We start from the raw sequence: 25181 nt of genomic DNA, 5'->3' as shown, positions 1-25181 counted from the left end.
TGGCTGCCCGTCGCGGGCAGCCAGGGGGATATCAGGCCTTGCCCGTGCTCTTTTTGATGCCGTCGGCAGCCAGGGCGTCGAGGTCGTCCTTGAACTGCTGGCCGAGGGTGTTGAGCTTCTGGATGTCGTCCAGCATCTGGCGGGAGAGCTGGCTGGCGGTCTCCAGCTGGACGGTGCCGAGGGCCGCCAGGCTCTGGGCATCCTGCACCTTGCCGGCGGCCTGCAGCTGGTTCAGTCCCAGCTCGGCATAGGCGTTGGCGGAGGCCAGCTGCAGCCGGGTCAGCTGTTCGATGTTGCTGGCCAGCAGCTGGTTGTAACGGGTGAGGGGGGCGGCAAAGCCTTGCATCTGCTCGGTAAAGGTCTTGATTACGTCCATATTCATCGCGTGTCTCCGTGGTTGGCAGAAGGTATTGCAAAAGGGCCGATGGGCCCATTCTTCGGTTACATCCGTTCGACTACATCCTTAAGTCGTTACGTGTCGTTTGCTCTGTTCAAACGCACGTTTAGGCATTGTGTTACCAAATGAGGCTTGATGTAAATAATATAAATGTTAATTTTTGGCGAAATATTGATTCTGGTCTGTCCAGTTTGATTGGCCCGATTCAGACGAGGGGTGACGCAGCCACGTCCGTCGGGTCTCGTTCCCAGGCCGCGGGGCTGGTAGGCTGACGCCACTCCCTGAGTCTTGAGGAATGCATCGATGAAACCTGCTCGCCTGCTGCTTGCCCTAGGGGCTGCGGCCCTTGGCAGCGTTGCCCACGCCAGTACCCCTGTCCAGCTCTCCTTGCCCGGCGTCAATCTGCCCGCGTCCCATCAGGTCGAGGGGGCCAGAGCCTCTGTGCTCTATGGTCGCATCGGTCAGGTGAAGGGGATCGATCTGCCGGTCTTCGCCCTTTCCGACGTGGATCAATTCACCGGTCTGCAGCTTGGCATCTTCCTCGGCGCCGGCCGGGTACGCCACCAGTTTGGCGGGGTGGCCATCAACGCGGTCAACTGGCACGAGGGTCAGGACAAGGGGGTCAACCTTGGCTTCGTCAACCTGACCAACAATGTGCAGGGCCTCAACTGGGGGGCCGTCAACATCGCCAAGGGCAATGCCCTGGCCAACGTCGGCTTCGTCAACTATGCCGAGCGCACCACCTTCCAGCTGGGCTTCATCAACGCCACCAAGCATTTGGACGGTCTGCAGATTGGCCTCGCCAACTACGCCGAGAACGGGGTTTTCCCCATCTTGCCGCTGATCAATTTCAAGAAATCCTTCTAAGCAGCGCCGCCAACCTTGCTTTAGGGGCGCCAGCCATTACCCTGTGCTGCATTGATAGCGTGCAGAGGTGACACTGGCATGACAATGGAACACATGGATGCCATCGGCATCGGCTGGGACGTAAGAGGCTGGCAGGGCAGTGCCCAGGCGGTGGCCGTGGTGGGGTGGCAGGCGCGTGAACAGCGGCTGCACTGGTTTGGGGTATCGCCTCTGTTTCGACTGAGCTCACGGGTTGCGCCGGATCTGGATGCCTTGCTGCGCCCGGCATTGCACGACGAGATCCACCTGCTGCAGGTGCTGGCCTGCCCGCAGTTGGCGCTGGGGATCGACGCGCCGCTGGCGTTTCCTCGCACCTTGGGCGAGCTGCTGGCGGGGAGGGCGACCGAGTGCGCCGTGCCCCAGCGCGAGATAGACAACCCTTATGCCTATCGGGACTGCGAGCGCTGGCTGCACCGGCAATATGGCAAGAAGCCGCTCTCGGCCACCTTCGACAGACTCGGCAACAACGCGACCCTGGCGCTCGCCATGCTGCCCCGATTGGCCGACTTGCAGCTGGTGCCCAAGCAGCAAGCGCAGGCCGATCGCGCCGTGCTGGAGGTCTATCCCGCCCTTGCCAAGGTGGGGGGCAAGGCATCGGCGGTGCGTGCCGAGCTGCTGGCGCATCTGCCGGCCGATGTGACGGCGGGGACCGATCGCTACGACGCCGCCATCTGCGCCCTGATGGCGCTGCAATATGCCGCCAAGGGGAGCGTCTCCCTGTTGCCGACACTGGTGGCACCGCCCGCCGAGATGGCTTTGGACGAGGGTTGGGTCTACCACTTCGCTCGCCCCTGATAAACCGGATCGGGCCGACCAGCCCGATCTGTCCTTTGGCCGGCGGGTTATACCTTCACTTGCACCGACGCCGTGGCCTCCTTCCACTACATTGCCTTGCTGCCTTGCTGCCTTGCTGCCTTGCTGCCTTGCTGCCTTGCTGCCTTGCTGGCTGAGGGCCGGGGCTGCCGCAGGTATCTGCCGGTTTACTCGTCATCAGATGGCTCTGCGCACAAAAAGCTTGTTTGTTAATCTCATATGCCATCAAACAAGAGTTTTGTACCACCTTATCAGGCCATGCCGGCTATGCTCGCGGTTGCAAGCTAAGGCATATCAGTAAAGAGGGGGCCGGTGATGGCGATGGCAACCAGCGTCATCGAGAATTTTGCCGACCAAATAAGGGGTTGTGCTGATCAAGGGTGGAAGATCAATATCTTCATCCGATATATTGCGCCTTTCCCCTGACTCTTCTCTGCGGTGATGTCGATGAAACGCATTCTCTCTATCCAGTCCCACGTGGTGTTCGGCTGTGCCGGCAACAGCGCCGCCGTGTTTCCCATGCGCCGTCTCGGTATGGAGGTATGGCCCATCAACACGGTGCAGTTCTCCAACCACACCCAATATGCGGCCGGTTGGCAGGGAATGGCGATGCCCGCAGGGCATATCAGCGCCCTGTGCGAAGGGCTCTCGAATATCGAGGTGCTGGCCCACTGCGACGCCGTGCTGAGCGGTTATCTGGGCTCGGCGGAGCAGGGGGACGAGATCCTGGCGGTGGTGGCCGCGGTCAAGGCCGCCAATCCTGCCGCCATCTATTTCTGCGATCCGGTGATGGGCCACCCGGAGAAAGGGTGCATCGTCGCCCCTGGGGTGACCCGTTTCTTGACCGAGCAGGCGCTGCCGGCGGCCGACATCATGGCCCCCAATCTGCTGGAGCTGGAGACCCTGTGCGACGTTCATCTGACGGATCTGGCGCAGACGCGGGCCGCCGCCCATCAGCTGCTGGCACGCGGGGTGAAGATGGTGCTGGTCAAGCATCTTGGACGCGCTGCCCGTGAGCCGGGTCGTTTCGAGATGCTGCTGGCCACCCCCGAAGGGGATTATCTGATCGACCGCCCGCTCTACGAGTTTGCCCGCCAGCCGGTGGGCGTGGGGGATCTCATCAGCGCGCTGATGCTGGCCAACCTGCAGGCGGGTTACGATGCCGTCAGCGCGTTCGAGCGCACCAACGCGGCGGTGGATGCGGTACTGCTGCACACCTGGCAGGCCGATGCCTATGAGTTGCAGCTGATCGCGGCCCAGGAGGCCTTTGTCGCCCCCCTGATCAAGGCGCGGGCCGAACGACTGGCCTGATTTTCCCATCGGTGGCCAAGTCTGGGCGCGGATGATCCACGTTCTGCTTGGCCCCCTGCTCATCCTTCCTCATCTCTCGATTAACAGTCCACCCCTGCGCCGCTTATCTGGTTGCACACCGAGTGGGGCAATGTCGCCTCAGCCGTCACCTTGGCCCTGACACCGGGCATCCGGTTCAGATCAGGCCGTTATCCTGTTCCCGCTGCTCTGCCTCATCGAACGTGACCTGCCGGTAGTGCTCGACTGTGGGGAAGGGATCGTAGAAGTGATGGAGCAGGGCCTTCCACTGCTGGTACTGGGGTGAGCCACGAAAGCCCTGGGTGTGATCTTCGAGGCGCTGCCAGTTGACCAGCAGCAGATAGCGGTGGGGATCGGTCAGCGAGCGCTGGAGCTGGTGTCCGCCGTAGCCCGGCATGGTGCTGATGATGCGCTGGGCCTGGGAGAATGCCAGCTCGAAGGCGGCAGCCTGACCGGGGATGACCTGCAGATGGGCGACTTCCAATACCATGGTGACTCCTTGTCCCAAGGATAAAGGGGCCATTGCAGCAGGTCGGGCAGGGAATGACAAGGCCGGCCGCAGGGGCCGGCCTTGTCGGTGTAATCACGGCTTTGCTTGAGTGCCGATCAGGCGTGTGGGTGGCGGGCCCGGTAGCGCTCGGCCATGGCGTTGGCCGCGATCATGGCGTGGTAGACATCCTGCTCGCTGACGCTCATCGGCATGTTGCCCATGGTGTCGAGGGGATCGCAGGCAAGCTTGGCCACCTGGCGCCACTCGCTCTCCACGAAACGGCTCAGCCCCATCTCCTGCAGGGTCATGGGCAGGCCGGCCAGCTGGATGATGCGCATCACCTCGTCCAGCTCGGCCTGGGGCGCGCGCTCGAGTACCAGCTGGGTGAGCAGGCCGAACACCACCTTCTCGCCGTGCTGGGCCCGGTGCAGATCCGCCACCACCGACATGCCGTTGTTGACCGCATGGGCCGCCGCCAGGCCGCCCGCTTCGGCGCCCACACCGCTCAGATAGATGGTGGCCTCGATGATCTGCTCCAGCGCCGGGGTGGTGACATGGTGGCGCACCGCGTCCATCGCCAGCTCGATGTTCTCCCCCAGCAGCTCGTAGCAGAGCCGGGCCAGTCCGAGACCGGTGCGGGAGGGGCGCTTGCCCACCAGATTGATGCCATCCGCCCGGTAACAGGCGCGGGCCTCGAAGTAGGTGGCGAGCGCATCACCCACGCCGGCTGCAAAGAAGCGGGCGGGGGCCGCCGCTATGATGGCGGTGTCGGCGATCACCACGTCCGGGTTCTGGGGCAGGAACAGATAGCGCTCGAACTCGCCCGCCGGGTTGTAGATCACCGCGAGGGCGGTGCAGGGGGCATCAGTGGAGGCGATGGTGGGAAACAGCACCACGGGGCGGCGCAGGTAGAAGGCCACCGCCTTGGCGACGTCCAGGGTCTTGCCGCCGCCGATGCCGACGATGACGTTGGCCCCCTGTTGCTCGGCCAGATCGCACAGGCGGCGGATCTCGATGTCGGTGCATTCGTAGTTGAACTTCTCGACCGCTCCCTTCAGGCCCGCCTGCAGCAGGCCGGCCAGCGCCTCTTCCCGCACCCTCTCCAGAATGAACTCGTCGCTGACGAGCAGGGCGTTGTCGCCGAAATCTTTTACGTGATCATGGAGTTGGGGCAGCAGATCGTGGCCGATGATGAACTTTTTGGGGGAGGTGACGGTACGAGGCAGGATAGGCATGCAGTATTCCTCAAGGCAGTGAGCAGTATCCGTTTGGTATGCAAACGGGTCTTTCTGCCACACCATACGCCTCGTCTAGGGTGAGGTGAAGGAACAATCATATGCAAATGGGGCTATAGCAGATACAAAATTAATCCTGGTGCTGTTTTGATTGTTTTATGAAAGCGGGAGGGGTGACGCAACACGCCCTCCATGGGGAGGGCGCACTGTGGTTACAGAGTAGAGGCGAGCAGTGTAGAGGCGTGCGAAGCGGAGGCGGTGCGCGGCTCAGAGCTGCTTGTAGAAGAAGAGGGTGGCCGCCAGGGTGCCGTCGGCACTGCGGGCAAAGGCGGGGATCTGGCCCGCCTCCTGGTAGCCGAGCTGGCGATAGAGGCGGGAGGCGGCATCACCCACCCGGGTGTCGAGCACCAGCAGGCTGCGGCCGGCCTCTTTGGCCCCTTGCTCCATGCTGGCCATCAGGGCACGGCCGACCCCCTTGCCACGGTGGAGACTGTGCACCATCAGTTTTTCCACCTCGGCGCGGTGACGGCCATTGGCCTTGGTGCACAGCGAGAGCTGGAGGGCACCGACCAGCTGGTGTTGCAGGAAGGCGACCCAGAGCCGGCGGCTGCCCGCGGCCAGCTCTGTCTCTATGCCCTGCCAATAGACGAGCCCCTGCTCTTCGGTCAGCGGCGGCAGGAAGCCCACCGAGGCGCCGCTGGCGACGCTGTCTTGCAGCAAAGTGATGAGGGCAGGTTTGATGCCCTGGGTGGTATCAACCTCAACTATGTCCATCAGGAGTCCTTGTCAACGAAGTTCACGCCGCCGGCCCGGTCTGCCGCGGCGCCTGCCGCCAACGGGACCGGCGGCAGGATGACTGGCTAGACTCGCCGTTTCTGCCGCCAATTTCAAGTCGTTGTCGCTCGCCGGGTGCGCCCGATCACGCCCTCCAGGCGGGTTTCCCTCAGCGGATGAGCTGCTGTTCGACCAGCCAGGCAAACAGCAGCCGGGAAACCGGAGAGATCTCGGCCATATGGCGGCTGTCGAGCCAGCGCAGCTCGGCGATCTCCGCCGAGGCGACGGGAGTGCCGTCAGCCTCGCCGGTGTAGCAGCGCAGCCTGACGTTGACCCCCTGCGGCTTGCCGTCGGCCTGGGCGCTGAACTCGCAGGCAAACGCCAGGGTGTCGGGCTTGAGGGCCACGGCCAGCTCCTCCTCGATTTCGCGCATCAGCGCCGCCTCGTCGCTCTCTCCCGCTTCGCGCTTGCCGCCGGGAATGTAGTAGATCTGCTTGCCGTGGGAGCGGGCACAGAGCAGTTGCTGATCCTTGAAGGTCAGCCAGGCGAGTTTGTCGATCATGAACGTCTCTCTGGTGATGGGGTGGTGGCTTGTTCACACAGGGTGCGATAGGAACGGGTCTCCAGCCATTCGGGGTTCAGCCCGAGCCGGGCGGCCATGGACAGCAGTTGCCGGCGATAATCTGGCAGCAAGGTTTCGTCATCGGTCATGATGGCCAGCTCGGCAAAATCGCCAAGCCCCGCCAGGTGATCCAGGGTGACGTGGAAGGGGCCGACGAAATAGATGCTGCGCACTTTGCGAAGGGTCAGTATCGGCTGGTAGCCCAGGGTGTGCAGCATGCTGATGGCCTTGTCGGCGTCGGTGATGTTGACCGCCTCGCAGCGATCGGGTTCGGGCCCCTTCACGATCCAGAGCCGGATGCCGGAGGGTTGCATGGTACGGATCAGCAGGCTCTTGTCCGCCGCGCTCAGGCTGCGGCCCGGCGTGTCGAAGTAGGTGTCCTGCTCCTGATTGTGCTCCAGCATCACCTCGGGATTGAGGGCGGCGAGGGCTGTGGTGAAGGCCTCGACATCGCCGAGCCTGTATTTGAACTCGACCTCGAAGCGGCCCTGAAAGTGCTGTGCTGACATCGGCAGGCATCCTTGAGTGCGCAGATTGGTATGGCGGGCAGCCTAGCAAAGTTGGCGGGCGGGCCCAAGGGGCAAGGCGGCAGGATGTGGAAACGATCTGTTTCCGGGGCCTATGGTTGATCAATGCACCGCCTGTCGCCCTGATCAAGGGCAGACGCCGCACACGGTCGAGCCAGTTCGGGCATGGCGGTTGCTCACAAGCTCGCCGAGCGGCCGGCAAAAGTTCGCGCTGGCGCACAGGATGGGGCGTGCAGGCTGGGCGAGGGCAGATCCCTGTGTTTTAATCCTCGCCACGTTTGCGGCAGCCGCCCCGTGCCGGGCCGCTGCCTTCGCTTTGGCAAGAGGCAGGTGAGAAGATGCAAGTGACAGCAGAGAGCAAGTTTATCGGACTCGGGGTGGCGGGCAATTTCGCCGGTCATCTGGAGCAGGCCGGCGAGGCCTCGGATTTCGTGGCGGTGGTGGTGCGCGACACCAGCGCCCCCAAGGCGCTGTTCCCCTTCTACGTGCCGGGCCACCCCGGCCAGCTCGGCGTCTTCCCCTTGAGCGGCGACGCCATCTTCTTGCCGGAAGCGGCGGTGAGCGGCGATGAGAAGGTGCAGATAGAGCCGGAAGTGGCGCTCTGGTGCGAGCTGGAGTACGCGGGGGAGCAGGTGGTGGCCATCCATCCGCGCGCCTTTGGCGCCTACAACGACTGCTCCATCCGCCGTCCCAACGCCAAAAAGATCAGCGAGAAGAAGAACTGGGGCGAAGAGAGCAAGGGGCTAGCCCCCACGTTGCTACCCCTTTCCCATTTCGCCGCTGGCTGCGAGCTCGATGACTACCGCATCGCCTGCTATCTGGAGCGGGACGGCGAGCTGCACCCCTACGGGGTCGACAGCGCAGCGGTGGATTACAGCTACTTCCACGGCCAGCTGCTGACGTGGGCCATCGACAAGTTCAATCATCAGCAGGACGAGGGGCCGGCCGAGCACATCCAGGGGCTGCTGGCCCAGGCCGGGCGCCCGGCCCATGCCCTCATCAGCATCGGGGCCACCCGCTATACCCCGTTTGGCGAGACCCACTTCCTCAAGCCCGGCGACACTGCCTGCGTGCTGCTCTATCCGGCCAGCCGCTATGACGAGGCGGCGATCCGCGAGGCCATTCGCACCCGTCAGTTCGGGCCGGATCTGTCTGTCCTGCTGCAGGCGGTCAAGACCCGCAGATGACCGGTCCTTCCCCCGTGCTGGCGGGGGAAGGCCGGCCGCGCGTTGCATCCGTTATCCTTCCCCTTCGCGTTTGTTGCCTGATCCCGCTTACCCGGCCCGGCCATTTGGCTTACCATTGCTCTTTTTGCCGAACACGTTGTTGAACACGTTGTTGAATAATGGGGTAGCCGATGGGCGAGTTGAAAACCATGGGGTTGTTTCTGGTGACGGCGCTGGCCGAGATCCTGGGTTGTTATCTGCCCTATCTCTGGCTGACCCAGGGGCGCAGCGTCTGGCTGCTGCTGCCGGCGGGGTTGAGCCTGATGCTGTTCGCCTGGCTCCTGTCGCTGCACCCGACCGTGGCCGGGCGCGTCTATGCCGCTTACGGCGGCGTCTACATCTTCGTGGCCATCCTCTGGCTCTGGCTGGTGGACGGCATCCGGCCCAGCCTGTGGGATCTGCTGGGGTCGCTGGTGGCCCTGTGCGGCATGGCCATCATCATGTTTGCCCCCCGCGAGGCGTGAAGCCGCATCGCCCGCAGCTCAAGGAGAAGAGGGATGACGCACATCAGGGCCTGTACCCTGCAGGACATGGCCGGTCTGCTGGCGCTCTATCGGGAATTGCGCCCCTATGACCCTGCGCTTGCGCCGGACGCTGCTCGCGCTGCGCTGACGGCCTTGCTGGCGCAGCCCCATCTTCACCTGCTAGTGGCGGAGGTGGATGGCCAGTTGGCGGCCACCTGCCAGCTCGGCGTGGTAGCGACCCTGACCAACGGCGGCCGGCCGTTTGGTATCATAGAGCACGTGGTGACGGCCTCTGCGTTTCGGCGCCGGGGCATCAGCCGACAGTTGCTGACCCATGCCCTCGCGCTCGCCTGGCAGCAGGATTGCTACAAGGTGATGCTGCTGTCGGGGGAGGGGCGCGAGGCAGCCCACCGGCTCTATGCGTCGCTCGGCTTCAAGGCCGGCATCGAGAAGGGGTTTGTCCTCAAGCAGGTCGACGCCATGGCGCCGGCCGGGCAGGCTCCAAACAATCAATCTGTTGAGTGAGTACGATATGAGACTGGAACAGCCATCGCGCGGGGATTATCAGGCCCTGATCGCACTGTGGGAGGCGTCGGTGCGCGCTACCCATCATTTTCTGCCGGATGAGGAGATCGCCACCCTGCGCGAGCTCATTCTGGAACACTACTTTGACGCCGTGACCCTCACCTGCGCCCGCAACGACCAGGGTATCGCCGGCTTTTGCGGGGTGCACGAGGGCAACATCGAGATGCTGTTTGTCGACCCGGCGCTACGCGGGGGCGGGGTGGGTCGCTTGCTGGTGGCCGATGCCATCGCCCGGCTGGGGGCGACCCGGGTGGACGTCAACGAGCAGAATGAGCAGGCACTCGGCTTCTATCGCCACCTGGGTTTCGAGGTGGTGGGCCGCTCGCCACTGGACGGGCAGGGCAAGCTCTATCCATTGCTGCATATGACACTGGCAGGGCAGTGACACCGGCCCAGTAAAAAACCGCCCTCGGGCGGTTTTTTGTTATGACGGGATCAGGACGGCCTGTTACTCCTCGTTGGAGTTGTCCTGATAGTCGTCGCGCTGGGCCTTGGGCAGGCGGCGCATGGGGGTAAAGCCGATATCCTCGCCCACCACTTCCCGCTTGCGGGCTGGGGCAGGCTTCTTGCCGCCATCGCTCTTCGCCTTGCTCTTGCCTGCGGCGGATTTGCCGTTGCCACCCTTGGCATTGGCGGCGCCACGGGCACGCGGCGGATTTTGTACCGGCTTGCTGCCCGGCAGGGTCTGCCGGCTCGGCTTGCCGCTCGGTTCATACCCTTCCAGGATCTCCACCGAGAGGGATTGGCCGATCAGCGCCTCTATCCCCTTGAGCTGGCCCAGCTCGTCCTGGCTCACCAGCGAGATGGCCTCGCCGCCACGGCCGGCGCGGCCGGTGCGGCCGATGCGGTGGATGTAATCCTCCGCCATCTGGGGCAGTTCGAAGTTGATCACGTGGGGCAGTTGATCGATGTCGAGGCCGCGAGCGGCGATATCGGTCGCCACCAGCACCCGCACCTTGCCTTCCCGAAAATCCGCCAGCGCCCGGTTGCGGGCCCCCTGGCTCTTGTCGCCGTGGATGGCGACGGTATCGAGCCCGTCTTTTTGCATCTGCTGGGCCAGGCGATCGGCAATCTGCTTGGTGCGCACGAACACCAGCACCCGCTGCCAGTTGCCGCGGCCGATCATGTGGGAGAGCAGCTCGCGGCGACGTTCCCGGTCGACCTGGATGATGCGCTGGGTCACCTGCTCGGCGGCGGTGTTGCTGGGATCCACCTCGATCAGGGTGGGGTCGTTCAGCAGGTCATCCGCCAGCGCCTTGATCTCGCTTGAGAAGGTGGCGGAGAACAGCAGGGTCTGCCGTTCGGCCGGCAGCGCCTTCATGATGCGGCGAATGTCGACGATGAAGCCCATGTCGAGCATGCGATCCGCTTCGTCCAGCACCAGCACTTCCAGCTCGGACAGGGTCAGCGCCCCCTGGGTCAGCAGATCCAGCAGACGGCCAGGAGTGGCCACCAGGATGTCGATGCCAAGCTTGATGGCGTCCAGATTGGGCTTGATGCTGACGCCGCCGTAGGCGATCAGGGTGCGAAACGGCAGGTGGTGGGCATATTTTATGATGCTCTCACCCACCTGGGCAGCCAGCTCACGGGTCGGGGTCAGCACCAGGGCCCGCACCTGACGGCGGCCACGGCCATGGTTGGCCAGCAGGCGCTGCAGCATGGGCAGGGTGAAACCGGCCGTTTTGCCTGTGCCTGTCTGGGCGCCGCCGAGCACATCCTGTCCGGCCAGAATGGCGGGAATGGCTTGTTGCTGGATGGGGGTTGGCTGTTCGTAACCCAGCTCCTTGACGGCCCGCAGGATGTGCGGAGACAGACCCAGTTCGTTGAATGACATGTTCGAGAGAGACTCCTCTGGTGAGCCTTGGGCTCAGCGGATGGTGGGTGCGCTGGCACCCGCCACAAGATGGAAATGATAACGGGGGCGTAATATAGCAGATGCGCGCCCTGCACGCAGCAGCCGTGTCGCGTTGTCCGGCCGCCGCGTGCCGCGGCCTCAGAGCAGGGCCAGGATATCGTCTCGCAGGCTCTCGGGTTTGGTGGTGGGGGCAAAGCGGTCAACCACCTTGCCATCCCGGTCGATCAGAAACTTGGTGAAGTTCCACTTGACGTTCTCCAGCCCCAGCAGGCCCGGTTTCTCCTTCTTGAGCCAATGATAGAAGGGGTGGGCCTGCTCGCCGTTGACCTCGCACTTGGCCATGATGGGGAAGCTGACCGGATAGTCGAGGGAGCAGAAGCGGGCAATCTCCTCTGCATCGCCCGGCTCCTGATGGCCGAACTGATCGCAGGGAAAGCCCAGGATCACCAGTCCGCGTGGGCCCAGTTCGTGATAAAGCGCCTCCAGTCCGGTGTACTGGGGGGTAAAGCCGCAGCGGCTGGCGACGTTGACCACCAGCACGACTTGGCCTTGCAGGGTGGACAAGGGCAGTTCGGTACCGTCAAGGCGTTGCAGGATAAGGTCGGGCAATGACATGAAGCACTCCTGTTGCATGGGGCCCATTCAGGGCGTATCGCTCCACGGTAACGGGCGCGACGGCGCGGAGCAAGCGCCGCTTTCCCCTTTGCCATGAAAGATCTGGCCCGGTCTGAGGCCATTTGAGTGCGCCGGATCACAGGCTGGCGAGGGGGACCAGATAATGGGGGCCTTGTGCGCCCGGATAGCGTATTGATGGTGGGACTTCTGAGGATAAGCAAACCGGTTTGTGTCTTGCCCTGGAAGTCGCTAAAAAGCGCCCTCTCTCCACTTGTTGCGAGTCAATCTTGGACTATCAAGCCGTCATGGATGCCATTTACACCCGGGGATGGGTGATAGTGGATGATTTTTTAACCGCCGCCGAGGTGGATGCCCTCAAGGCGTGTCTGCCGGATGCGTGGCGGCCGGCGGGGATCGGCCGCGATGCCCTGCACCAGGACAACCGCGCCATTCGCCGGGATCAGATCCACTGGCTAGAACCCTCCCTCGGTGCGCCGGTGGCCGACTATCTGGCCCGCATGGAGGCACTGCGGCTGGCCGCCAACCGGATGCTGATGCTGGGGCTGTTCGACTACGAGGCCCACTTTGCCCGCTATCGCAGCGGTGACTTCTATGCCACCCATCGCGATGCCTTCGCCGGGCGATCCAACCGCCGCCTCACCTCGGTGTTCTACCTCAACAACGACTGGCAACCCCAGGCGGGCGGGGTGCTGCGGATGTACGATGACGACGAGCAGTTTTTGATGGATGTCTCGCCCCGAGGCGGGCGGCTGGTGCTGTTTTTATCCGAAGAGTTCCCCCACGAGGTGTTGCCCGCCAACCAGGAGCGCTACAGTATCGCCGGCTGGTTTCGGGTCAACGGCAGCGGCAACGGCCGGCTCGATCCGCCGCGCTGAGCTCTTTTCATCCAATTTCTGACACAGGCGGGAATTTTTATGGCCGTTGTCGGCGGATGGGGCTCCCATCGGCTGACAAGGCTCGATCTCCCTTGCTACACTGGCCCGCACTTATCTTCGTATCTGGCTTCGTCCGGTTTTAATGCGGTTGGGTTTTAAATGGTGATGGCGAAGCCGCTTTTCCCAAGGGATCACATCTAATGAAGAACATGCATGTCTTGCTGCTGTGCGGCGGCGGTGGCTCCGAGCACGAAGTCTCTCTGCGAAGCGCAAATTTTCTCGAGCAACAGCTCGGTCTTTTGCCTGGGGTCGACGTGACCCGAGTCGAGATGTTTGCCGACCGCTGGCTCAGTGCCGACGGCCGCGAATGCAAGCTGGGGCTGGACAAGCTGCTGTCGTTTGACAGCGTGGCCCGTCCGGTGGATTACGTGGTGCCCTGCATCCACGGTTACCCTGGCGAGACCGGCGACCTGCAATCCTTCCTCGAGCTGGCGGGCCTGCCATATCTGGGCTGCGATGCCGAGGCGAGCAAGATCTGCTTCAACAAGATCAGCACCAAGCTGTGGCTCTCCGCCATCGGCATCCCCAACACCCCTTATCTATTCCTGACCGAGCAGAATGATGCGGCGCTGAGCGAAGCGAAAGCCGCGCTGGCCAAGTGGGGCAAGGTCTTCATCAAGGCGGCCTCCCAGGGCTCTTCCGTCGGCTGCTACTCCGCCAGCAACGAAGCGGATCTGGTGAAGGGGATTGCCGATGCCTTCGGTTACTCCGAGCAGGTCCTGATCGAAAAAGCGGTCAAGCCGCGCGAGCTGGAAGTGGCGGTGTACCAGTACGGCGACGAGCTGGTGGCCACCTACCCGGGCGAGATCTGCGTGCCGCAGGACAAGTTCTACACCTATGAAGAGAAGTACAGCAGCGCCAGTCACACCGAGACCGCGCTGCGTGCCGAGGGGCTGACCCAGGCGCAGGCTGATGCCATTCACGAGTACGCCCTCAAGGCGTTCCGTCAGCTCAAACTGACCCACCTGTCGCGCATCGACTTCTTCCTGACCGAAGAGGGCGAGATCCTGCTGAACGAAATCAACACCTTCCCGGGCATGACCTCCATCTCCATGTTCCCGAAACTGCTGGAGCATCACGGTCACCGCTTCGCCGACTACCTTGAGCAGATCCTGCGCAAGGCAGTCTGAGGCCGGCGCCCGAGCAGGGCGAGCTGAATGATGAAGAGGGGCCTGCGGCCCCTCTGTCGTTGTTGCGGTGGGCGATGTCACATGGCTTCAGGGGTAAACAGCCAGATGTGCGCCCCTTGTGGATCTGCAATCAGGGCCATGCGCCCGACCCCCGGGATATTCATGGCGGGCACCACCACGCTGCCGCCGTGCTGGTTGACCCTGAGCACCCTGGCATCGACGTCATCCACCGCGATATAGGTTGCCCAGTGGGGGGGTACGCCGGCCATCTCGGGATTGCCCCGGGTGGCCTGCACGCCGGCGATCGGCCTGCCATTGGCAACCAGCATGGGGTAGTCGCCGCCTTCCATCGCCATGGTCTGGCTCTCCCAGCCGAGCACTTCGGTGTAGAAACGGATCCCGGCCTCGCCATCGGGCAGATAGAGCTCGTGCCAGGTGAAGGTAGTGCCTTCGGCCAGGGCGTGCTCGCGGGCAATATCTTGTTCTGCCATCGTCGTCCTCCTGTGTCCCATGCGTGGGTGCATGGGTTGACGACCAAGTATAGAGAGGCGTTGCCTCCCGGCTTGCCCCGGATGGGGGGCCTTGCTGCGCGGTGGACGGCTCGTTACAATCTGCCCCCTTTTTGTCCTGCCACAGGCATCGCCAGAGCCGCGTTCCATGAAGCCAATTCCCGATCACGCCGTCAATCGCCTGCGCATCTGGCGCAAGAGCGTCTCGACCCGACCCTTTCTCGCCCGTGGCGGCAGCGTGCCGCGCTGCGAAGCCTGCCAGCTGCGCCACGACTGGTGTGCCTGCGAATGGCGCCCCGAACTCAAGGCCGAGGCCGGCTTCTGCCTGCTGATGTACGACAGCGAGCCGATGAAGCCCTCCAACACCGGCCGTCTCATCGCCGATGTGCTGCCGGATACCACCTGGGCGTTTCTCTGGTCGCGCACCAAGCCTCATCCCGAGCTGCTGGCCCTGCTGGCGGATCCCGTCTGGCAGCCCTATGTGGTGTTTCCCGCCTGCGAGAAGGAGCCAGCCCGGCTCACCTCGGTGGTGACCCCGCTCCCAGGCAAGAAGCCGCTGTTCATCCTGCTGGACGGCACCTGGCCCGAGGCGCGCAAGATGTTCAACAAGAGCCCCTATCTGGACGGCTTGCCGGTGCTCTCCATCAAGCCCGACGCGCTCTCCACCTATGGCATGCGGGTAGCGCACTGCGACGAGCACCTGTGCACCGCCGAGGTGGCGGCTTGCGTGCTGGAGGTGGCCGGCGAGCTGGCGGCGGGACAGGCGCTGCAGCTCTGGTTCAATCTCTTCAGCAGCCGCTACATGGCGGGCCGGGTCAGCCGGGCCCCCGGCGAGGATGAAGTTCATTTGCAGCAGGCGCTGGCCGACATCAAGGGCAATGAGGCGACCTGTGCGCCCGATGCTGCCTGATGTGGTTCAATCTCTTCAGCAGCCGTTAAATGGCCGGCCGGGTCAGCCGGGCCCCCGGCGAGGATGAAGTTCAGCTGCAGCAGGCGCTGGCCGACATCAAGAGCGATGGGGCGACCTGTGCGCCCGATGCTGCCTGAACAAGGTGGGTGAGGGGGCCGGCATGCTTGCCAGCCGCTTCACCGGGGGGATTAATTGATGAAAATCAGGAATCAATTGCCTGCCACTGTTTCGTTAGCTTCATGAGCCAAGCCCCATTAGGATAGCGACCAGCGTTGTTCATCAGGCTCATGGCGAGCCTGCGCCGTGCGGGCCCTTGTCGGCCCCGTCAATGTTGTGAGGCTATGGATGGAATTGGAACTGTTTACCCTGCTTGCCCTGTTCGGCGTGGCCCTGGTGGCCGGCTTTATCGATGCCATTGCCGGCGGGGGCGGCCTGCTGACGGTGCCCGCCCTGCTCGCCACCGGCATGCCGCCGGCGCTGGTGCTCGGCACCAACAAGCTGCAGAGCAGTTTCGGCTCCTTCTCCGCCACCTGGTTCTATGCCCGCAAGGGGCTGCTGGAGTGGCACATCATCTGGCCGGCGGTGATCTGCACCTTCATCGGCGCGGCGCTCGGCACCCTGGCGGTGCAGACCATCGACGCCGCCATTCTGGAGCGGTTGCTGCCCTTCCTGCTGATGGCCTTCGCCTGCTACTTCTTCTTCTCCCCCCGGGTGAGCGATGCCGAGAGCTCTCGCCGCCTCGCTCCCATGGCGTTCGCCCTGCTGGTGGGCGGCGGGGTGGGCTTCTATGACGGCTTCTTCGGACCGGGCACAGGGTCGTTTTTTGCCATCGGTTTCGTGGCGCTGGCGGGTTTTGGCATGGCGCGGGCTACTGCCCACACCAAGCTGCTCAACTTCACTTCCAACATCGCTTCGCTGCTGTTTTTCGCGCTGGGGGGCAAGGTGGTGTGGAGCGTCGGCTTCTGCATGGCGCTGGGCCAGTTCATCGGCGCCCGTTTCGGCTCAAAAATGGTGCTCAAGCAAGGGGTAAAGCTCATCAAGCCGCTGCTGGTGACCGTCTCCTTGCTGATGTCCGCCAAGCTGGTGTGGAGCCAGTACCCCGAGCTGTTTGCCTGGCTGGGGTAAGCGCTTTTCGCTGATACCGGCCGTCAACACAAGGGGGCCCGATCCGCAAGATCGGGCCCCCTTGCATTGTGACCCTCAGCGGGCCAGCGGTTGGAAGTGGGCTTGCAGGGCCTGCACCAGCTGGGCGATGCGTGCACGCTTGAGGCTGTTTGGCCGATAGACCAGGTGCAGCGGGCGAGCGAGCCCGGCGAGGGGGCGAGCCTGGGTCCCCTGTGCGCCGACCAGCGCCAGCAGGCCGGCCGGCAGCAGCACCGGGCCGATACCGGCCTTGGCCAGCTCGATCAACGCGAGGTAGGAGTCGAGCTCCATGGCGGGGGTAAGGCCAAGGGCCGCCAGCGGTTCGCGCAGGTAGCGGTTGGAGGGGTTGTCCAGGTCCATGGTGAGGATCTGGCGCAGCCCTTGATCGGCGTTTTCCCCCTCGCGCTGATCGCCCTCCACCAGATAGAAGGGCTCCTCCAGCAGCAGTCTGGCCTCCAGGCCATGGCCCGGTGGCAGGCGCCCGGCGCAGATGCCGAGCAGGGCATCGCCGCTGCGTACTCGCGCCAGAATGACCGGGGTATGGTGGGTGGAGAGGGCGAGGTGGGGATCCTGTCGCAGGTAGTCGTGCATGAAGCGGGCGAGGTAGCCCGCCAGCAGGGTCTCGGAGCAGGCGACGGGCAGGGGAGTCAGGTCGGTGAGGGTCTGGCTGTCGGCCAGCACCCCCTTCATCTCGGCGAGGCTGGGGGCGACCCGGGCCAGCAACTCTTGCGCCTGAGGGGTGAGCCTTATCTGGCGTCCGTCCGGCTCGACCAGCTTCTTGCCGAGGCGCTGTTCAAGCTGGGCGATGCGCTTGCTCACCGCCGACTGGCTGATATAGAGCCGGCTGGCCACCTTGGCCATGGTGCCTTCGCTGGCCAGCAGGCAGAGTGTCTCCAGCCCTTCCAGTAACATATCGCCTCCCGTCATCTTCATAGGAAGGCGTTACCTTAGGGGCTGGCGGAGTTGGGATCAAGCATCCTTCGCCGCCCTGACGGGGCGCAGGCGCCACTCCCGCAAGGGCGGTGCGAAGATCACCAGGTTGCCAAGCAGGCTGATCATGACCCCCGCCACCGACACCGGCTGCCAGACGAACCCCTCGTAGAAGGTGGAAAGCGTCAGCGCCACCAGGGGGAACAAGACGGTGGCGTAGGAGGCCTTGCTGGCGCCGATCCTCCCCACCAGGGTGAGATAAGCCGTGAAGGCGATGACAGAGCCGAACAGGGCGAGATAGACCATGGCCGCCAGGTAGTGACCATCGGTCGGGATCACCAGCTGCTGGCCGAGCAGGGTGACCCAACCCAGCAGCAACACCACCCCGTAGACCATGCCCCAGGGCACCAGCTGCAGCACATGATAGCCCTGGCGTTGGCCGCGGGCCGAGACCAGGTTGCCGAGCGAGAAGCAGAGGGTGCCGCCGCAGGCGAGCAGCAGCCCCTTCCAGCCGTTTGCACCCAGTTGCGCATCCGCCAGCACCGGCCAGAACAGCAAGAGGGTGCCAAGGAGCCCCAGCAAGGATCCCTGCAGCCAGCGCAGGCCGGGACGTTTGTCCTCGAACAGCCAGAGGTTGAGGCCGTTGAAGATGCTGGCACTGGCGAAGATCACCGCCGACAAGCCGCTCGGAATGTAGAGGGTGGCGTGATAGAAGCAGAGAAAGTTGGTGGAAAAGAGCAGGCCGCCGAGCAGGGCGGCATAACGCTGGCCCGCCCAGGGCAGGCGCGGGAAACGGCCACTGGCGGTGAGCAGGGCAAACAGCGCCAGCGCCGCCAAGGCGAAGCGATAGAGCACCGAGACCTCGATGGGAATGGGGCCAAGCTGCCAGGCGATGGCGATCCAGGTGCTGCCCCAGATAAGGACGGTGGCAAGATAGAGCATCAGATTCATGGGGTATCCGGTGAGATGACAACGACATGGGATCAGCATGCAGCGGGCGGCGGTGGCGGGCTTACACCATCTTGCGGTTTTTTGCAGGCAGCCGCAGCCTTTGCCGCCGCGCCGCGTTAAGATGGCGCACAAGGACCATCAGGCAAGCAACAAGAGGAACAGAGCGGGTGCTGCAGACTAAGCCGGCGGGAGTATTCGATGCACTGGTCAGCACGGGCGCGCGCCTGGAGAACGCCTGCTGGCTGGAACCCGGCCTTGGCGTCGCCAGCTGGCGCAACTGTTACGATCAGACCCGCTACCACAAGCCGGGCCACCATACCCTGAGCGTCTACCTGCAAGGGGGCGAGCAGACCGAGCGGCTGGACGGCCCGGGCGGCCACGGCGGCACCGGCAAGGTGTGCATCATGCCGGATCACCACAGATCCGAGTGGCTGGTGCGCGAGGAGTTTCGCTTCTTCCACCTCTACTTTACCCCGGCCCACCTGACCCGCATCGCCGAAGAGGTGTGCGACAAGGAGGGGCGCCACCTGCTGCTGGAAGACAAGACCTTCATCGACGATCCCAAGGCCGCCACTCTGGTGCAGGGCCAGCTGATGCAGCTGGACTGGCAGCACCAGGTGGACCGGATGGCGCTCTCCCACGGCGCCTGGATGCTGATGCTGCACGCCTATCGCCACCACACCCGGGAGGCGCCGCCGCTGCCCGAGGTGCGTGGCGGCCTGGCGCCGGCGGTGATCCGGCGGGTGCAGGAGTACCTGCTGGCCCATCTGGCCGAACCTGTCACCCTGGCCGCGCTGGCGCAGGAGGCGGGTCTCAGCGAATACCACTTCGCCCGCATGTTCGGCCAGAGCCTGGGCTGCCCGCCCCATCGCTACCTGCTGGGGCTGCGGCTCAAGCGGGCCAAGCAGCTGCTGGCCGGCGCCGACTCCCTGGCCAGCATCGCCATCCAGTGCGGCTTCTCGTCCCAGGCCCATCTTGGCAACCGCTTCCGGGAGGCGTTTGGTCTGACCCCAGGCCAGTGGCGCAGCCAGCTGTCATCCTCCTGTCACAGATGAGCGGCAGATTGGTTGGCAACGAGGGGGAGCCTCGTTCCTTCAACCTGCACAGGAGTTGCCCTTGAATCATCGCAAACGTCAGACCCGTACCCGCCACCTCTGGTTCAGCCACTGGAATGCCCCTCAGGGCCGCCTTGGCATGCCGACCCCGCCCGAACCGCTCGTTCCTCACAGTTCCCGCTGAAAATCGCCACGACCCGATAGGATTTTCCCGACAACTTTGCCACTATTGCGCCATCAGGATGGACTGGATATGGCCGCATGTTTCTGGAACGCATTGAAGTCAAAGGTTTTCGCGGAATAAATCGCCTCTCGCTCGGGCTGGACAACACCACAGTGCTCATCGGCGAAAACGCCTGGGGCAAGTCCAGCCTGCTGCGCGCCCTCTGGTGTCTTCTGGGTCAGGATGCCGAGCCCTATCAGTTCAGCAGCGATGACTTTCACCAGCCAGAAGATCCCGAACTCGAACCGGCCCGCCACCTGCAACTGGTGCTCACCTTCAGCGAGCACAGACCCCAGATGTGCCTGCACTCCCGCCGGTTGGCTAGACTTGGGGCGGCCTGGGTCAAGCACAAGGACAAGTTTCACCGCATTCACTACCGTGCCAGCGCCGAACTGCAGAGCGATGGCTCCGTCACCACCACCCACGACTTTCTCGACGGCATCGGCAAGAGCCTGCCCATCGACGATGCCCATGAACTGGTCTGTCTGCTCATCACCATGAACCCGGTATTCCGGCTGCGGGATGCCCGTACCGCCCGCAACGGGGTGGAGACCCTGCAGTGGGGGGATCTCTCCGAACACCGGCTGAGCGAGCTGGCCGACAAGCTGATCGATGAGCCCCAGCGTATCGGCGAGCCCGAGCTCAAGGAGGCGCTGCAGGCGGTGCGCCAGCTGATGGATCACTACTTCAACGCGCTGGCCCCCATCAAGAACAAGCCGCGCAGCCAGCGGGAGATCGTCAATCGCCCCATGACCCTGCGCAACCCCGGCAATCTGCAGGCGCTGCTGCGCAATGCCGACAACCGGGCGCTGCAGCTGGCGATGGCGGGCATGGCGGCCACCCTGCTGCAGGCGCGGGGCAACCGGGAGCTGGAGCAGGGGGCGCGCCCCATCATGATCCTGGAAGATCCGGAGAGCCGCCTGCACCCCACCATGCTGGCGCTGGCCTGGGGGTTGCTGGAACAGCTGCCGGGGCAGAAGCTGCTCACCACCAATTCGGGGGACCTGCTCTCCTCGCTACCCCTCAACCAGATCCGCCGGCTGGTGCGCCGCCAGCAGGACATCGTCTGCCATCAGCTGGGGGGCGAGCGCTACAGCAGCGACGATCTGCGCAAGATAGCCTTCCACGTGCGCATCAACCGTCCCATGTCGATGTTTGCCCGCTGCTGGCTGCTGGTGGAGGGGGAGACCGAGATCTGGCTGCTCTCCGAACTCGCCCAGATCTGCGGCTACAGCCTGCGGGCGGAGGGGGTGCGGATCATCGAGTTTGCCCAGTGCGGCCAGTCACCGCTTATCAAGGTGGCGCGGGATTTTGGCATCGAGTGGCATCTGCTCACCGACGGCGACGAGGCGGGGGTCAAGTACGCCACCTCGGCCCGCTCCCTGCTCAAGGGCGAGCGGGAGCGGGATCGCTTGACCCAGTTGCCGGCGGCGGACATAGAGCACTACCTCTATCACAACGGCTTCGAGGCGGTGTTCCGGCGTGAAGCCGGCGTGGGGGGGCGCTCGACCCTCAACGCCGGGCGCATCATCAACAAGGCGATTCACCATCGCAGCAAGCCGGGCATGGCGCTGGCGGTGGTGGAGGAGGCGGAGCGACTCGGCGGCGAGCACATCCCGCCGGTGCTGCGCCAGATGTTCGCCCGGGTGGTGGCGCTGGCCCGCGGCCAGGGCTGATCGCTGCCGGCTTTGGTCGCAGCGGATGGCGAGGGCGTTGTATTCTGGGCAGGCAAGGCGGCTGGCGCCCGTTGCCGGCGTCTGATCGCCAGTCATCAATGGCGGCCGCGCTCCCGGCAGGGATTGGGGATGGCGGCGGCTTTGGGTATACTCGGCCCCTTCATCCGGCGCCCATCGGCGCGTTCTGAATCCTTGCTGCTGGAGGCGTCATGTTCGTCCAACTCCCTTTTTGGCTCTTTCCCCTGACCGGCCTGATGGCGCTGGGGGCCCTCATCGCCCTGGGCCTGGTGCTCTGGCGCGGTGATCTCTGCCCGGGCCAGCGCTCGCGGATCACCACCCAGCTCTTCTCGGTCTGGGTGATCACCGGCCTCTCCCTGATGTTGGCGGTGGAGGCCAAGGCGGCCGACTGGCTGATCTGGAGCGGTGCTGCCGCCCTGATCCTGGGGGTGGTGCTGTCGCTGGCTCAGTCCAGGCTGGAGGGCAAGCGCGCCATTCCCGCCACGCTGTTCTGGCTGCCAGCCATGCCGCTGCTGGTCTATGGCATCGGCTTGCTGCAGATCCAGGGCTGGCTCGGCGGCCTGCTGCAGATGGTGCTGCTGGGGGCGGCTTTCGCCCATCTGATGTTGCTGCGGGCCCGTCACCGCCTGCAGGCATTCAATACCCTGCTGCCGCTGGCCGGGCTGGTGGCTGCCATCCTGAGTCTGCTCTGGCTGGCGGTGCTGGTGGGCTGGCAGGGAAGCAGCGCCAGCCTCGATGCGCTGATCCCCGGCGTGCTGACCCAGGCTGCCCTGCTGACTGCGGCCCTGCTGCTCTGGTTCAGTCCGCTCTATCGTCAGCAGGAGACGGCGCCGGTGGTGGTCTCCACCGCCCTGTGCGGCCTCATCATCGCCCAGCTTGCAGCGACCAGCGTGCTGCACCAGCTGGCCTGACAGACTGGCGTCATGAAAAAGCCCACCCCGGTTGCCCGGGGTGGGCTTTTTGCTGGCCGTGTGCGGCCCCTGGTTTGCGACCCCTAGTAGAAGTCGTCGGCGCCACAGATGAAGAGGCAGCTGCTGCGCGGCTGGGCCAGGTACTCCCGGGTCAGTCCCTCCAGCGGCATGCCGAAGGTGCTGATGTCCTCGGGCGAGGGCAGGGCGGTATCCAGGATCCGGCGCCAGTAGCCACCGACTCCCTTGGGGGGGCTTGGCAGATTGAAGGTGAGCGGCTCCCAGTAGGCGTTGAACAGCACGTAGAGGGCCAGCCGGGTTTCGCTCGACAGGGCCGACATGGCGATGGCGTGGGAGTGAGGGCTGAAGTCCGGCTGGGCGGCGTTGACCCCGTGCCAGCAGATCTCGCTGTGGCGCAGGATCTCGGTCAGCGACAGCGGCATGCTCTCCTGCTCCGGGCGCTGGAACAGGTGCTTGCGATACTGGATCAGCTCCTTCATGAAACGGAACATCTCCTGACCCATGGCGTCGGGCTGCCACTGCATCCAGCAGGTGTCGTTGTCCTGGCAGTAGCCGTTGTTGTTGCCGTGCTGGGTGCGCAGCACCTCGTCCCCCATCAGCAGCATGGGGGAACCCACCGAGAGCAGGGTGGCCACCATCATGTTCTTGGCCTGCCGCAGGCGCAGGGCGTTGATCTGGGGATCCTCGCTCGGCCCCTCCTGGCCGTGATTCCAGCTGAAGTTGTGATCGCAGCCGTCCCGGTTCTGCTCGCCGTTGGCGTCGTTGTGCTTGCCGTTGTAGCTGGCCCAGTCCCACAGGGTGAAGCCGTCGTGGCAGGTGACGAAGTTGATGCTCTTCTCCGGATCGGCGTGATGGTAGTGGTAGATGTCCGGGCTGCCGCACAGCCGCTCCACGAAGGGCATCACTGCATTGTCATCCCCGCGCAGAAAGCGGCGTACGTCGTCCCTGAACTGACCGTTCCACTCGCGCCAGCGGGCGCCGGCCAGGCTGCCCACCTGATAGAGGCCCCCCGCATCCCAGGCCTCGGCGATGAGCTTGATGTCGGCGATGCGGGGATCGGTATCGATGGTGCGCAGGGTCGGCGCATTGGCCTGGGGCTGGCCCGACTCGTCCCGCGACAAAATGGCCGCCAGGTCGAAACGAAAGCCGTCCACGTGCATCTCCTGGCGCCAGAAGTGGAGGCTGTCCATGATCATGCGCAGCACCACCGGGTGGGCACCGTTGAAGGTGTTGCCGCAGCCCGAATAGTTGGTGTCCTTCTGATTGGCATCGAGGATGTAGTAAGCCTCGTTGTCGATGCCGCGAAACGAGAAGGTGGGGCCATCGTCGCCCCCCTCGGCGGTGTGGTTGTAGACCACATCCAGGATCACCTCGATGTTGGCCCGGTGCAGCGCCTTGACCATGTCGCGAAACTCGGTGAGAGGATCCTCGCCGCTGGCGTACTGGGCGTGGGGGGCAAAAAACGACATGGGGCTGTAACCCCAGTAGTTGGATAGCCCCTTGGGGGAGTCCTGGGGATCGAACTGGAACACCGGCAGCAGCTCGACCGCGGTGACGCCGAGGGATTGCAGGTAGGGGATCTTCTCGATGAGACCGAGGTAGGTGCCGCGCAGGGCGGGGTCGACCCCTGAACTAGGCGACTTGGTAAAGCCCCCCAGATGCAGCTCGTAGATCACCGAGCGGGAGAGGGAGTGGGCGGGCAGCTTGTCTCCCTCCCAGTCGTAGTGGCGGGTGTCCACCACCCGGTTCTTGGCACACTCCGCCAGGTTGCTGCCGGGGCGGGCCGCCGCCCAGCGATCGTAGTTGGCACCCAGCTCGATGTTGCGGCCATAGGGATCCAGCAGCACCTTGTCCGCATCGAAGCGGGTGCCGTAGTAGGGGCGCCAGGGGCCCTGGATGCGATAGGCATAGCGTTGACCGAGTTCGATGCCCTCTATATGGATGTGCCAGTAGTAGGCGGTACGGTTGAGGCGAGGGGAGAGCGGGATCACTTCTGGCGTGGCGTCGTCGGCGCTGGTAAACAGCAGCAGTTCGACCCGGCTGGCGAGGCGAGCCCAGATGGCGAAGTTGACGCCGTCGTGCTCGGGTGTGGCCCCCAATTGACGGCAATGACCGGCGGAGATGCGCATGATAAACCTACCCAAAACGAGGAGTTACAAACCATCTGAGTGTAGTGCGCCAAGCTGGCCCCAAACCTGCTTGTCTGAAAAATCGGCGCTCTGTTGCAAATTCCTGCGATTTGTGCCGGTTTAATCTTCGAATGAAGTTTTTTTAGGATATTTACTTGCAATCTGAGCGCCGGCGCCTATTATTGGCGACCTCAGACGCGGGGTGGAGCAGCCCGGTAGCTCGTCGGGCTCATAACCCGAAGGTCGTCAGTTCAAATCTGGCCCCCGCAACCATCTGAGTTCTTGTATCAGGATTGCCTTGCAATGGTTTGATAAACAAGAAAATTCGAACAGGCTACTGCTCAGCCTGGACGAAAAAATACGGACGCGGGGTGGAGCAGCTCGGTAGCTCGTCGGGCTCATAACCCGAAGGTCGTCGGTTCAAATCCGGCCCCCGCAACCAACTATTTGTGTCCATGGCAAGTGCATTGCGCTGCGGTGGAGACGAAGACAGCAAGAGGCAACTGCTCTGTCTCTTGTGGTGGCAGTACAATTCGGACGCGGGGTGGAGCAGCTCGGTAGCTCGTCGGGCTCATAACCCGAAGGTCGTCGGTTCAAATCCGGCCCCCGCAACCAACTATTTGTGTCCATGGCAAGTGCATTGCGCTGCGGTGGAGACGAAGACAGCAAGAGGCAACTGCTCTGTCTCTTGTGGTGGCAGTACAATTCGGACGCGGGGTGGAGCAGCTCGGTAGCTCGTCGGGCTCATAACCCGAAGGTCGTCGGTTCAAATCCGGCCCCCGCA

The 25181-nt window shown here is 64.0% G+C and carries 27 protein-coding genes and 4 tRNA genes; 19 read left to right on the top strand and 12 right to left on the bottom strand.

What is annotated here, in order from left to right; translation table 11 throughout:
* Window positions 1-31 precede the first annotated feature (31 nt).
* Window positions 32-382: a phasin family protein gene (locus QLG02_RS17890; RefSeq protein ID WP_011706254.1), complete on the bottom strand. Its 351-nt coding sequence runs from the start codon at window positions 380-382 to the stop codon at window positions 32-34.
* A gap of 318 nt (window positions 383-700) precedes the next feature.
* Here QLG02_RS17890 and QLG02_RS17885 point away from each other — a divergent pair, with 318 nt between their 5' ends.
* From QLG02_RS17885 to pdxY, 3 genes are all read left to right on the top strand, one after another.
* Window positions 701-1264 carry a phaC PHA synthase gene (locus QLG02_RS17885; RefSeq protein WP_282465786.1) on the top strand — a complete coding sequence of 188 codons (564 nt, stop codon included), beginning with the start codon at window positions 701-703 and terminating at the stop codon, window positions 1262-1264.
* A gap of 78 nt (window positions 1265-1342) precedes the next feature.
* Window positions 1343-2098: a DUF429 domain-containing protein gene (locus tag QLG02_RS17880; protein WP_282465785.1), complete on the top strand. Its 756-nt coding sequence runs from the start codon at window positions 1343-1345 to the stop codon at window positions 2096-2098.
* A 465-nt stretch (window positions 2099-2563) separates the two neighbouring features.
* On the top strand, window positions 2564-3427 hold the full coding sequence (pdxY, locus tag QLG02_RS17875) for a pyridoxal kinase PdxY (RefSeq protein ID WP_041217450.1): 864 nt from the start codon (window positions 2564-2566) through the stop codon (window positions 3425-3427).
* A 175-nt stretch (window positions 3428-3602) separates the two neighbouring features.
* Here pdxY and QLG02_RS17870 read toward each other — a convergent pair whose 3' ends face one another.
* From QLG02_RS17870 to cyaB, 5 genes are all read right to left on the bottom strand, one after another.
* The gene (locus QLG02_RS17870) at window positions 3603-3935 is read right to left on the bottom strand and encodes an antibiotic biosynthesis monooxygenase (protein WP_282465784.1); all 333 of its coding nucleotides are present in this window, start codon (window positions 3933-3935) and stop codon (window positions 3603-3605) included.
* Between the two features lie 116 nt (window positions 3936-4051).
* Window positions 4052-5170 (bottom strand): glycerol dehydrogenase, encoded by a 1119-nt coding sequence (locus QLG02_RS17865; RefSeq protein WP_282465783.1) that lies wholly within the window; start codon window positions 5168-5170, stop codon window positions 4052-4054.
* Between the two features lie 267 nt (window positions 5171-5437).
* Window positions 5438-5944, bottom strand: a complete 507-nt coding sequence (locus QLG02_RS17860) for a GNAT family N-acetyltransferase (protein ID WP_041217453.1) — start codon at window positions 5942-5944, stop codon at window positions 5438-5440.
* 169 nt (window positions 5945-6113) lie between these two features.
* The gene (locus QLG02_RS17855) at window positions 6114-6506 is read right to left on the bottom strand and encodes an NUDIX domain-containing protein (RefSeq protein WP_270812288.1); all 393 of its coding nucleotides are present in this window, start codon (window positions 6504-6506) and stop codon (window positions 6114-6116) included.
* Window positions 6503-7075 carry a class IV adenylate cyclase gene (gene cyaB / locus QLG02_RS17850; RefSeq protein ID WP_282465782.1) on the bottom strand — a complete coding sequence of 191 codons (573 nt, stop codon included), beginning with the start codon at window positions 7073-7075 and terminating at the stop codon, window positions 6503-6505. The genes QLG02_RS17855 and cyaB overlap by 4 nt, the downstream gene beginning before the upstream one ends.
* A gap of 356 nt (window positions 7076-7431) precedes the next feature.
* Between cyaB and QLG02_RS17845 the strand changes: the two genes are divergently transcribed.
* The 4 genes from QLG02_RS17845 (at window position 7432) to QLG02_RS17830 (ending at window position 9753) form a co-directional block, all read left to right on the top strand.
* On the top strand, window positions 7432-8280 hold the full coding sequence (locus QLG02_RS17845; protein ID WP_282465781.1) for a DUF5718 family protein: 849 nt from the start codon (window positions 7432-7434) through the stop codon (window positions 8278-8280).
* A gap of 170 nt (window positions 8281-8450) precedes the next feature.
* The gene (locus QLG02_RS17840) at window positions 8451-8783 is read left to right on the top strand and encodes a YnfA family protein (protein WP_282465780.1); all 333 of its coding nucleotides are present in this window, start codon (window positions 8451-8453) and stop codon (window positions 8781-8783) included.
* Between the two features lie 33 nt (window positions 8784-8816).
* Window positions 8817-9308, top strand: coding sequence for a GNAT family N-acetyltransferase (locus QLG02_RS17835; RefSeq protein WP_282465779.1), 492 nt, complete (start codon window positions 8817-8819; stop codon window positions 9306-9308).
* A 7-nt stretch (window positions 9309-9315) separates the two neighbouring features.
* Entirely contained in the window at window positions 9316-9753 is a 438-nt protein-coding gene (locus QLG02_RS17830; protein ID WP_282465778.1) for an acetyltransferase, read from the top strand.
* 63 nt (window positions 9754-9816) lie between these two features.
* Here QLG02_RS17830 and QLG02_RS17825 read toward each other — a convergent pair whose 3' ends face one another.
* A complete protein-coding gene (locus QLG02_RS17825; protein WP_029301011.1) occupies window positions 9817-11202 on the bottom strand; it encodes a DEAD/DEAH box helicase in 1386 nt (461 codons plus the stop codon).
* Window positions 11203-11361: 159 nt separating this feature from the next.
* Entirely contained in the window at window positions 11362-11838 is a 477-nt protein-coding gene (locus tag QLG02_RS17820; RefSeq protein ID WP_282465777.1) for a glutathione peroxidase, read from the bottom strand.
* Between the two features lie 287 nt (window positions 11839-12125).
* Between QLG02_RS17820 and QLG02_RS17815 the strand changes: the two genes are divergently transcribed.
* A complete protein-coding gene (locus tag QLG02_RS17815) occupies window positions 12126-12734 on the top strand; it encodes a 2OG-Fe(II) oxygenase (protein WP_016350596.1) in 609 nt (202 codons plus the stop codon).
* Between the two features lie 200 nt (window positions 12735-12934).
* Window positions 12935-13924, top strand: coding sequence for a D-alanine--D-alanine ligase (locus QLG02_RS17810; protein ID WP_024944446.1), 990 nt, complete (start codon window positions 12935-12937; stop codon window positions 13922-13924).
* 77 nt (window positions 13925-14001) lie between these two features.
* Here QLG02_RS17810 and QLG02_RS17805 read toward each other — a convergent pair whose 3' ends face one another.
* Complete coding sequence (locus QLG02_RS17805) at window positions 14002-14415, bottom strand: VOC family protein (RefSeq protein WP_282465776.1); 414 nt, start codon at window positions 14413-14415, stop codon at window positions 14002-14004.
* Window positions 14416-14581: 166 nt separating this feature from the next.
* Here QLG02_RS17805 and QLG02_RS17800 point away from each other — a divergent pair, with 166 nt between their 5' ends.
* Complete coding sequence (locus tag QLG02_RS17800; RefSeq protein ID WP_102988854.1) at window positions 14582-15343, top strand: tRNA-uridine aminocarboxypropyltransferase; 762 nt, start codon at window positions 14582-14584, stop codon at window positions 15341-15343.
* Between the two features lie 345 nt (window positions 15344-15688).
* Window positions 15689-16468, top strand: a complete 780-nt coding sequence (locus tag QLG02_RS17795; protein ID WP_011706235.1) for a TSUP family transporter — start codon at window positions 15689-15691, stop codon at window positions 16466-16468.
* 75 nt (window positions 16469-16543) lie between these two features.
* On the opposite strand, the gene QLG02_RS17790 is transcribed toward QLG02_RS17795, so the two are convergent.
* Together QLG02_RS17790 and QLG02_RS17785 are read right to left on the bottom strand one after the other, a co-directional pair.
* Window positions 16544-17398 (bottom strand): LysR family transcriptional regulator, encoded by an 855-nt coding sequence (locus QLG02_RS17790; protein WP_282465775.1) that lies wholly within the window; start codon window positions 17396-17398, stop codon window positions 16544-16546.
* 57 nt (window positions 17399-17455) lie between these two features.
* A complete protein-coding gene (locus tag QLG02_RS17785) occupies window positions 17456-18367 on the bottom strand; it encodes a DMT family transporter (RefSeq protein ID WP_282465774.1) in 912 nt (303 codons plus the stop codon).
* 167 nt (window positions 18368-18534) lie between these two features.
* Between QLG02_RS17785 and QLG02_RS17780 the strand changes: the two genes are divergently transcribed.
* The 4 genes from QLG02_RS17780 to QLG02_RS17765 all read left to right on the top strand — a co-directional run bounded on the left by QLG02_RS17780 (window position 18535) and on the right by QLG02_RS17765 (window position 22250).
* Entirely contained in the window at window positions 18535-19422 is an 888-nt protein-coding gene (locus QLG02_RS17780; protein WP_045525185.1) for an AraC family transcriptional regulator, read from the top strand.
* Window positions 19423-19483: 61 nt separating this feature from the next.
* Window positions 19484-19606 (top strand): hypothetical protein, encoded by a 123-nt coding sequence (locus tag QLG02_RS17775; RefSeq protein WP_254902163.1) that lies wholly within the window; start codon window positions 19484-19486, stop codon window positions 19604-19606.
* A gap of 77 nt (window positions 19607-19683) precedes the next feature.
* A complete protein-coding gene (locus QLG02_RS17770) occupies window positions 19684-21321 on the top strand; it encodes an ATP-dependent endonuclease (protein WP_042067495.1) in 1638 nt (545 codons plus the stop codon).
* 209 nt (window positions 21322-21530) lie between these two features.
* Window positions 21531-22250 carry a hypothetical protein gene (locus QLG02_RS17765; protein ID WP_029301004.1) on the top strand — a complete coding sequence of 240 codons (720 nt, stop codon included), beginning with the start codon at window positions 21531-21533 and terminating at the stop codon, window positions 22248-22250.
* Between the two features lie 83 nt (window positions 22251-22333).
* Here the strand turns inward: QLG02_RS17765 and glgX are convergent, their stop codons facing one another.
* The gene (glgX, locus tag QLG02_RS17760) at window positions 22334-24397 is read right to left on the bottom strand and encodes a glycogen debranching protein GlgX (RefSeq protein ID WP_282465773.1); all 2064 of its coding nucleotides are present in this window, start codon (window positions 24395-24397) and stop codon (window positions 22334-22336) included.
* A 196-nt stretch (window positions 24398-24593) separates the two neighbouring features.
* On the opposite strand from glgX, the gene QLG02_RS17755 reads away from it, so the two are divergent.
* The 4 genes from QLG02_RS17755 (at window position 24594) to QLG02_RS17740 (ending at window position 25181) form a co-directional block, all read left to right on the top strand.
* Window positions 24594-24670: transfer RNA gene (locus tag QLG02_RS17755), tRNA-Met, on the top strand.
* 92 nt (window positions 24671-24762) lie between these two features.
* Window positions 24763-24839, top strand: a tRNA-Met gene (locus tag QLG02_RS17750).
* A 96-nt stretch (window positions 24840-24935) separates the two neighbouring features.
* A tRNA-Met gene (locus QLG02_RS17745) sits at window positions 24936-25012 on the top strand.
* 96 nt (window positions 25013-25108) lie between these two features.
* A tRNA-Met gene (locus QLG02_RS17740) sits at window positions 25109-25181 on the top strand.

It is taken from the genome of Aeromonas sp. V90_14 (assembly GCF_029967615.1).
In the GTDB taxonomy this organism is placed as follows: Bacteria; Pseudomonadota; Gammaproteobacteria; order Enterobacterales; family Aeromonadaceae; genus Aeromonas; species Aeromonas hydrophila.
This window is presented reverse-complemented; position numbering and strand designations above follow the sequence as displayed.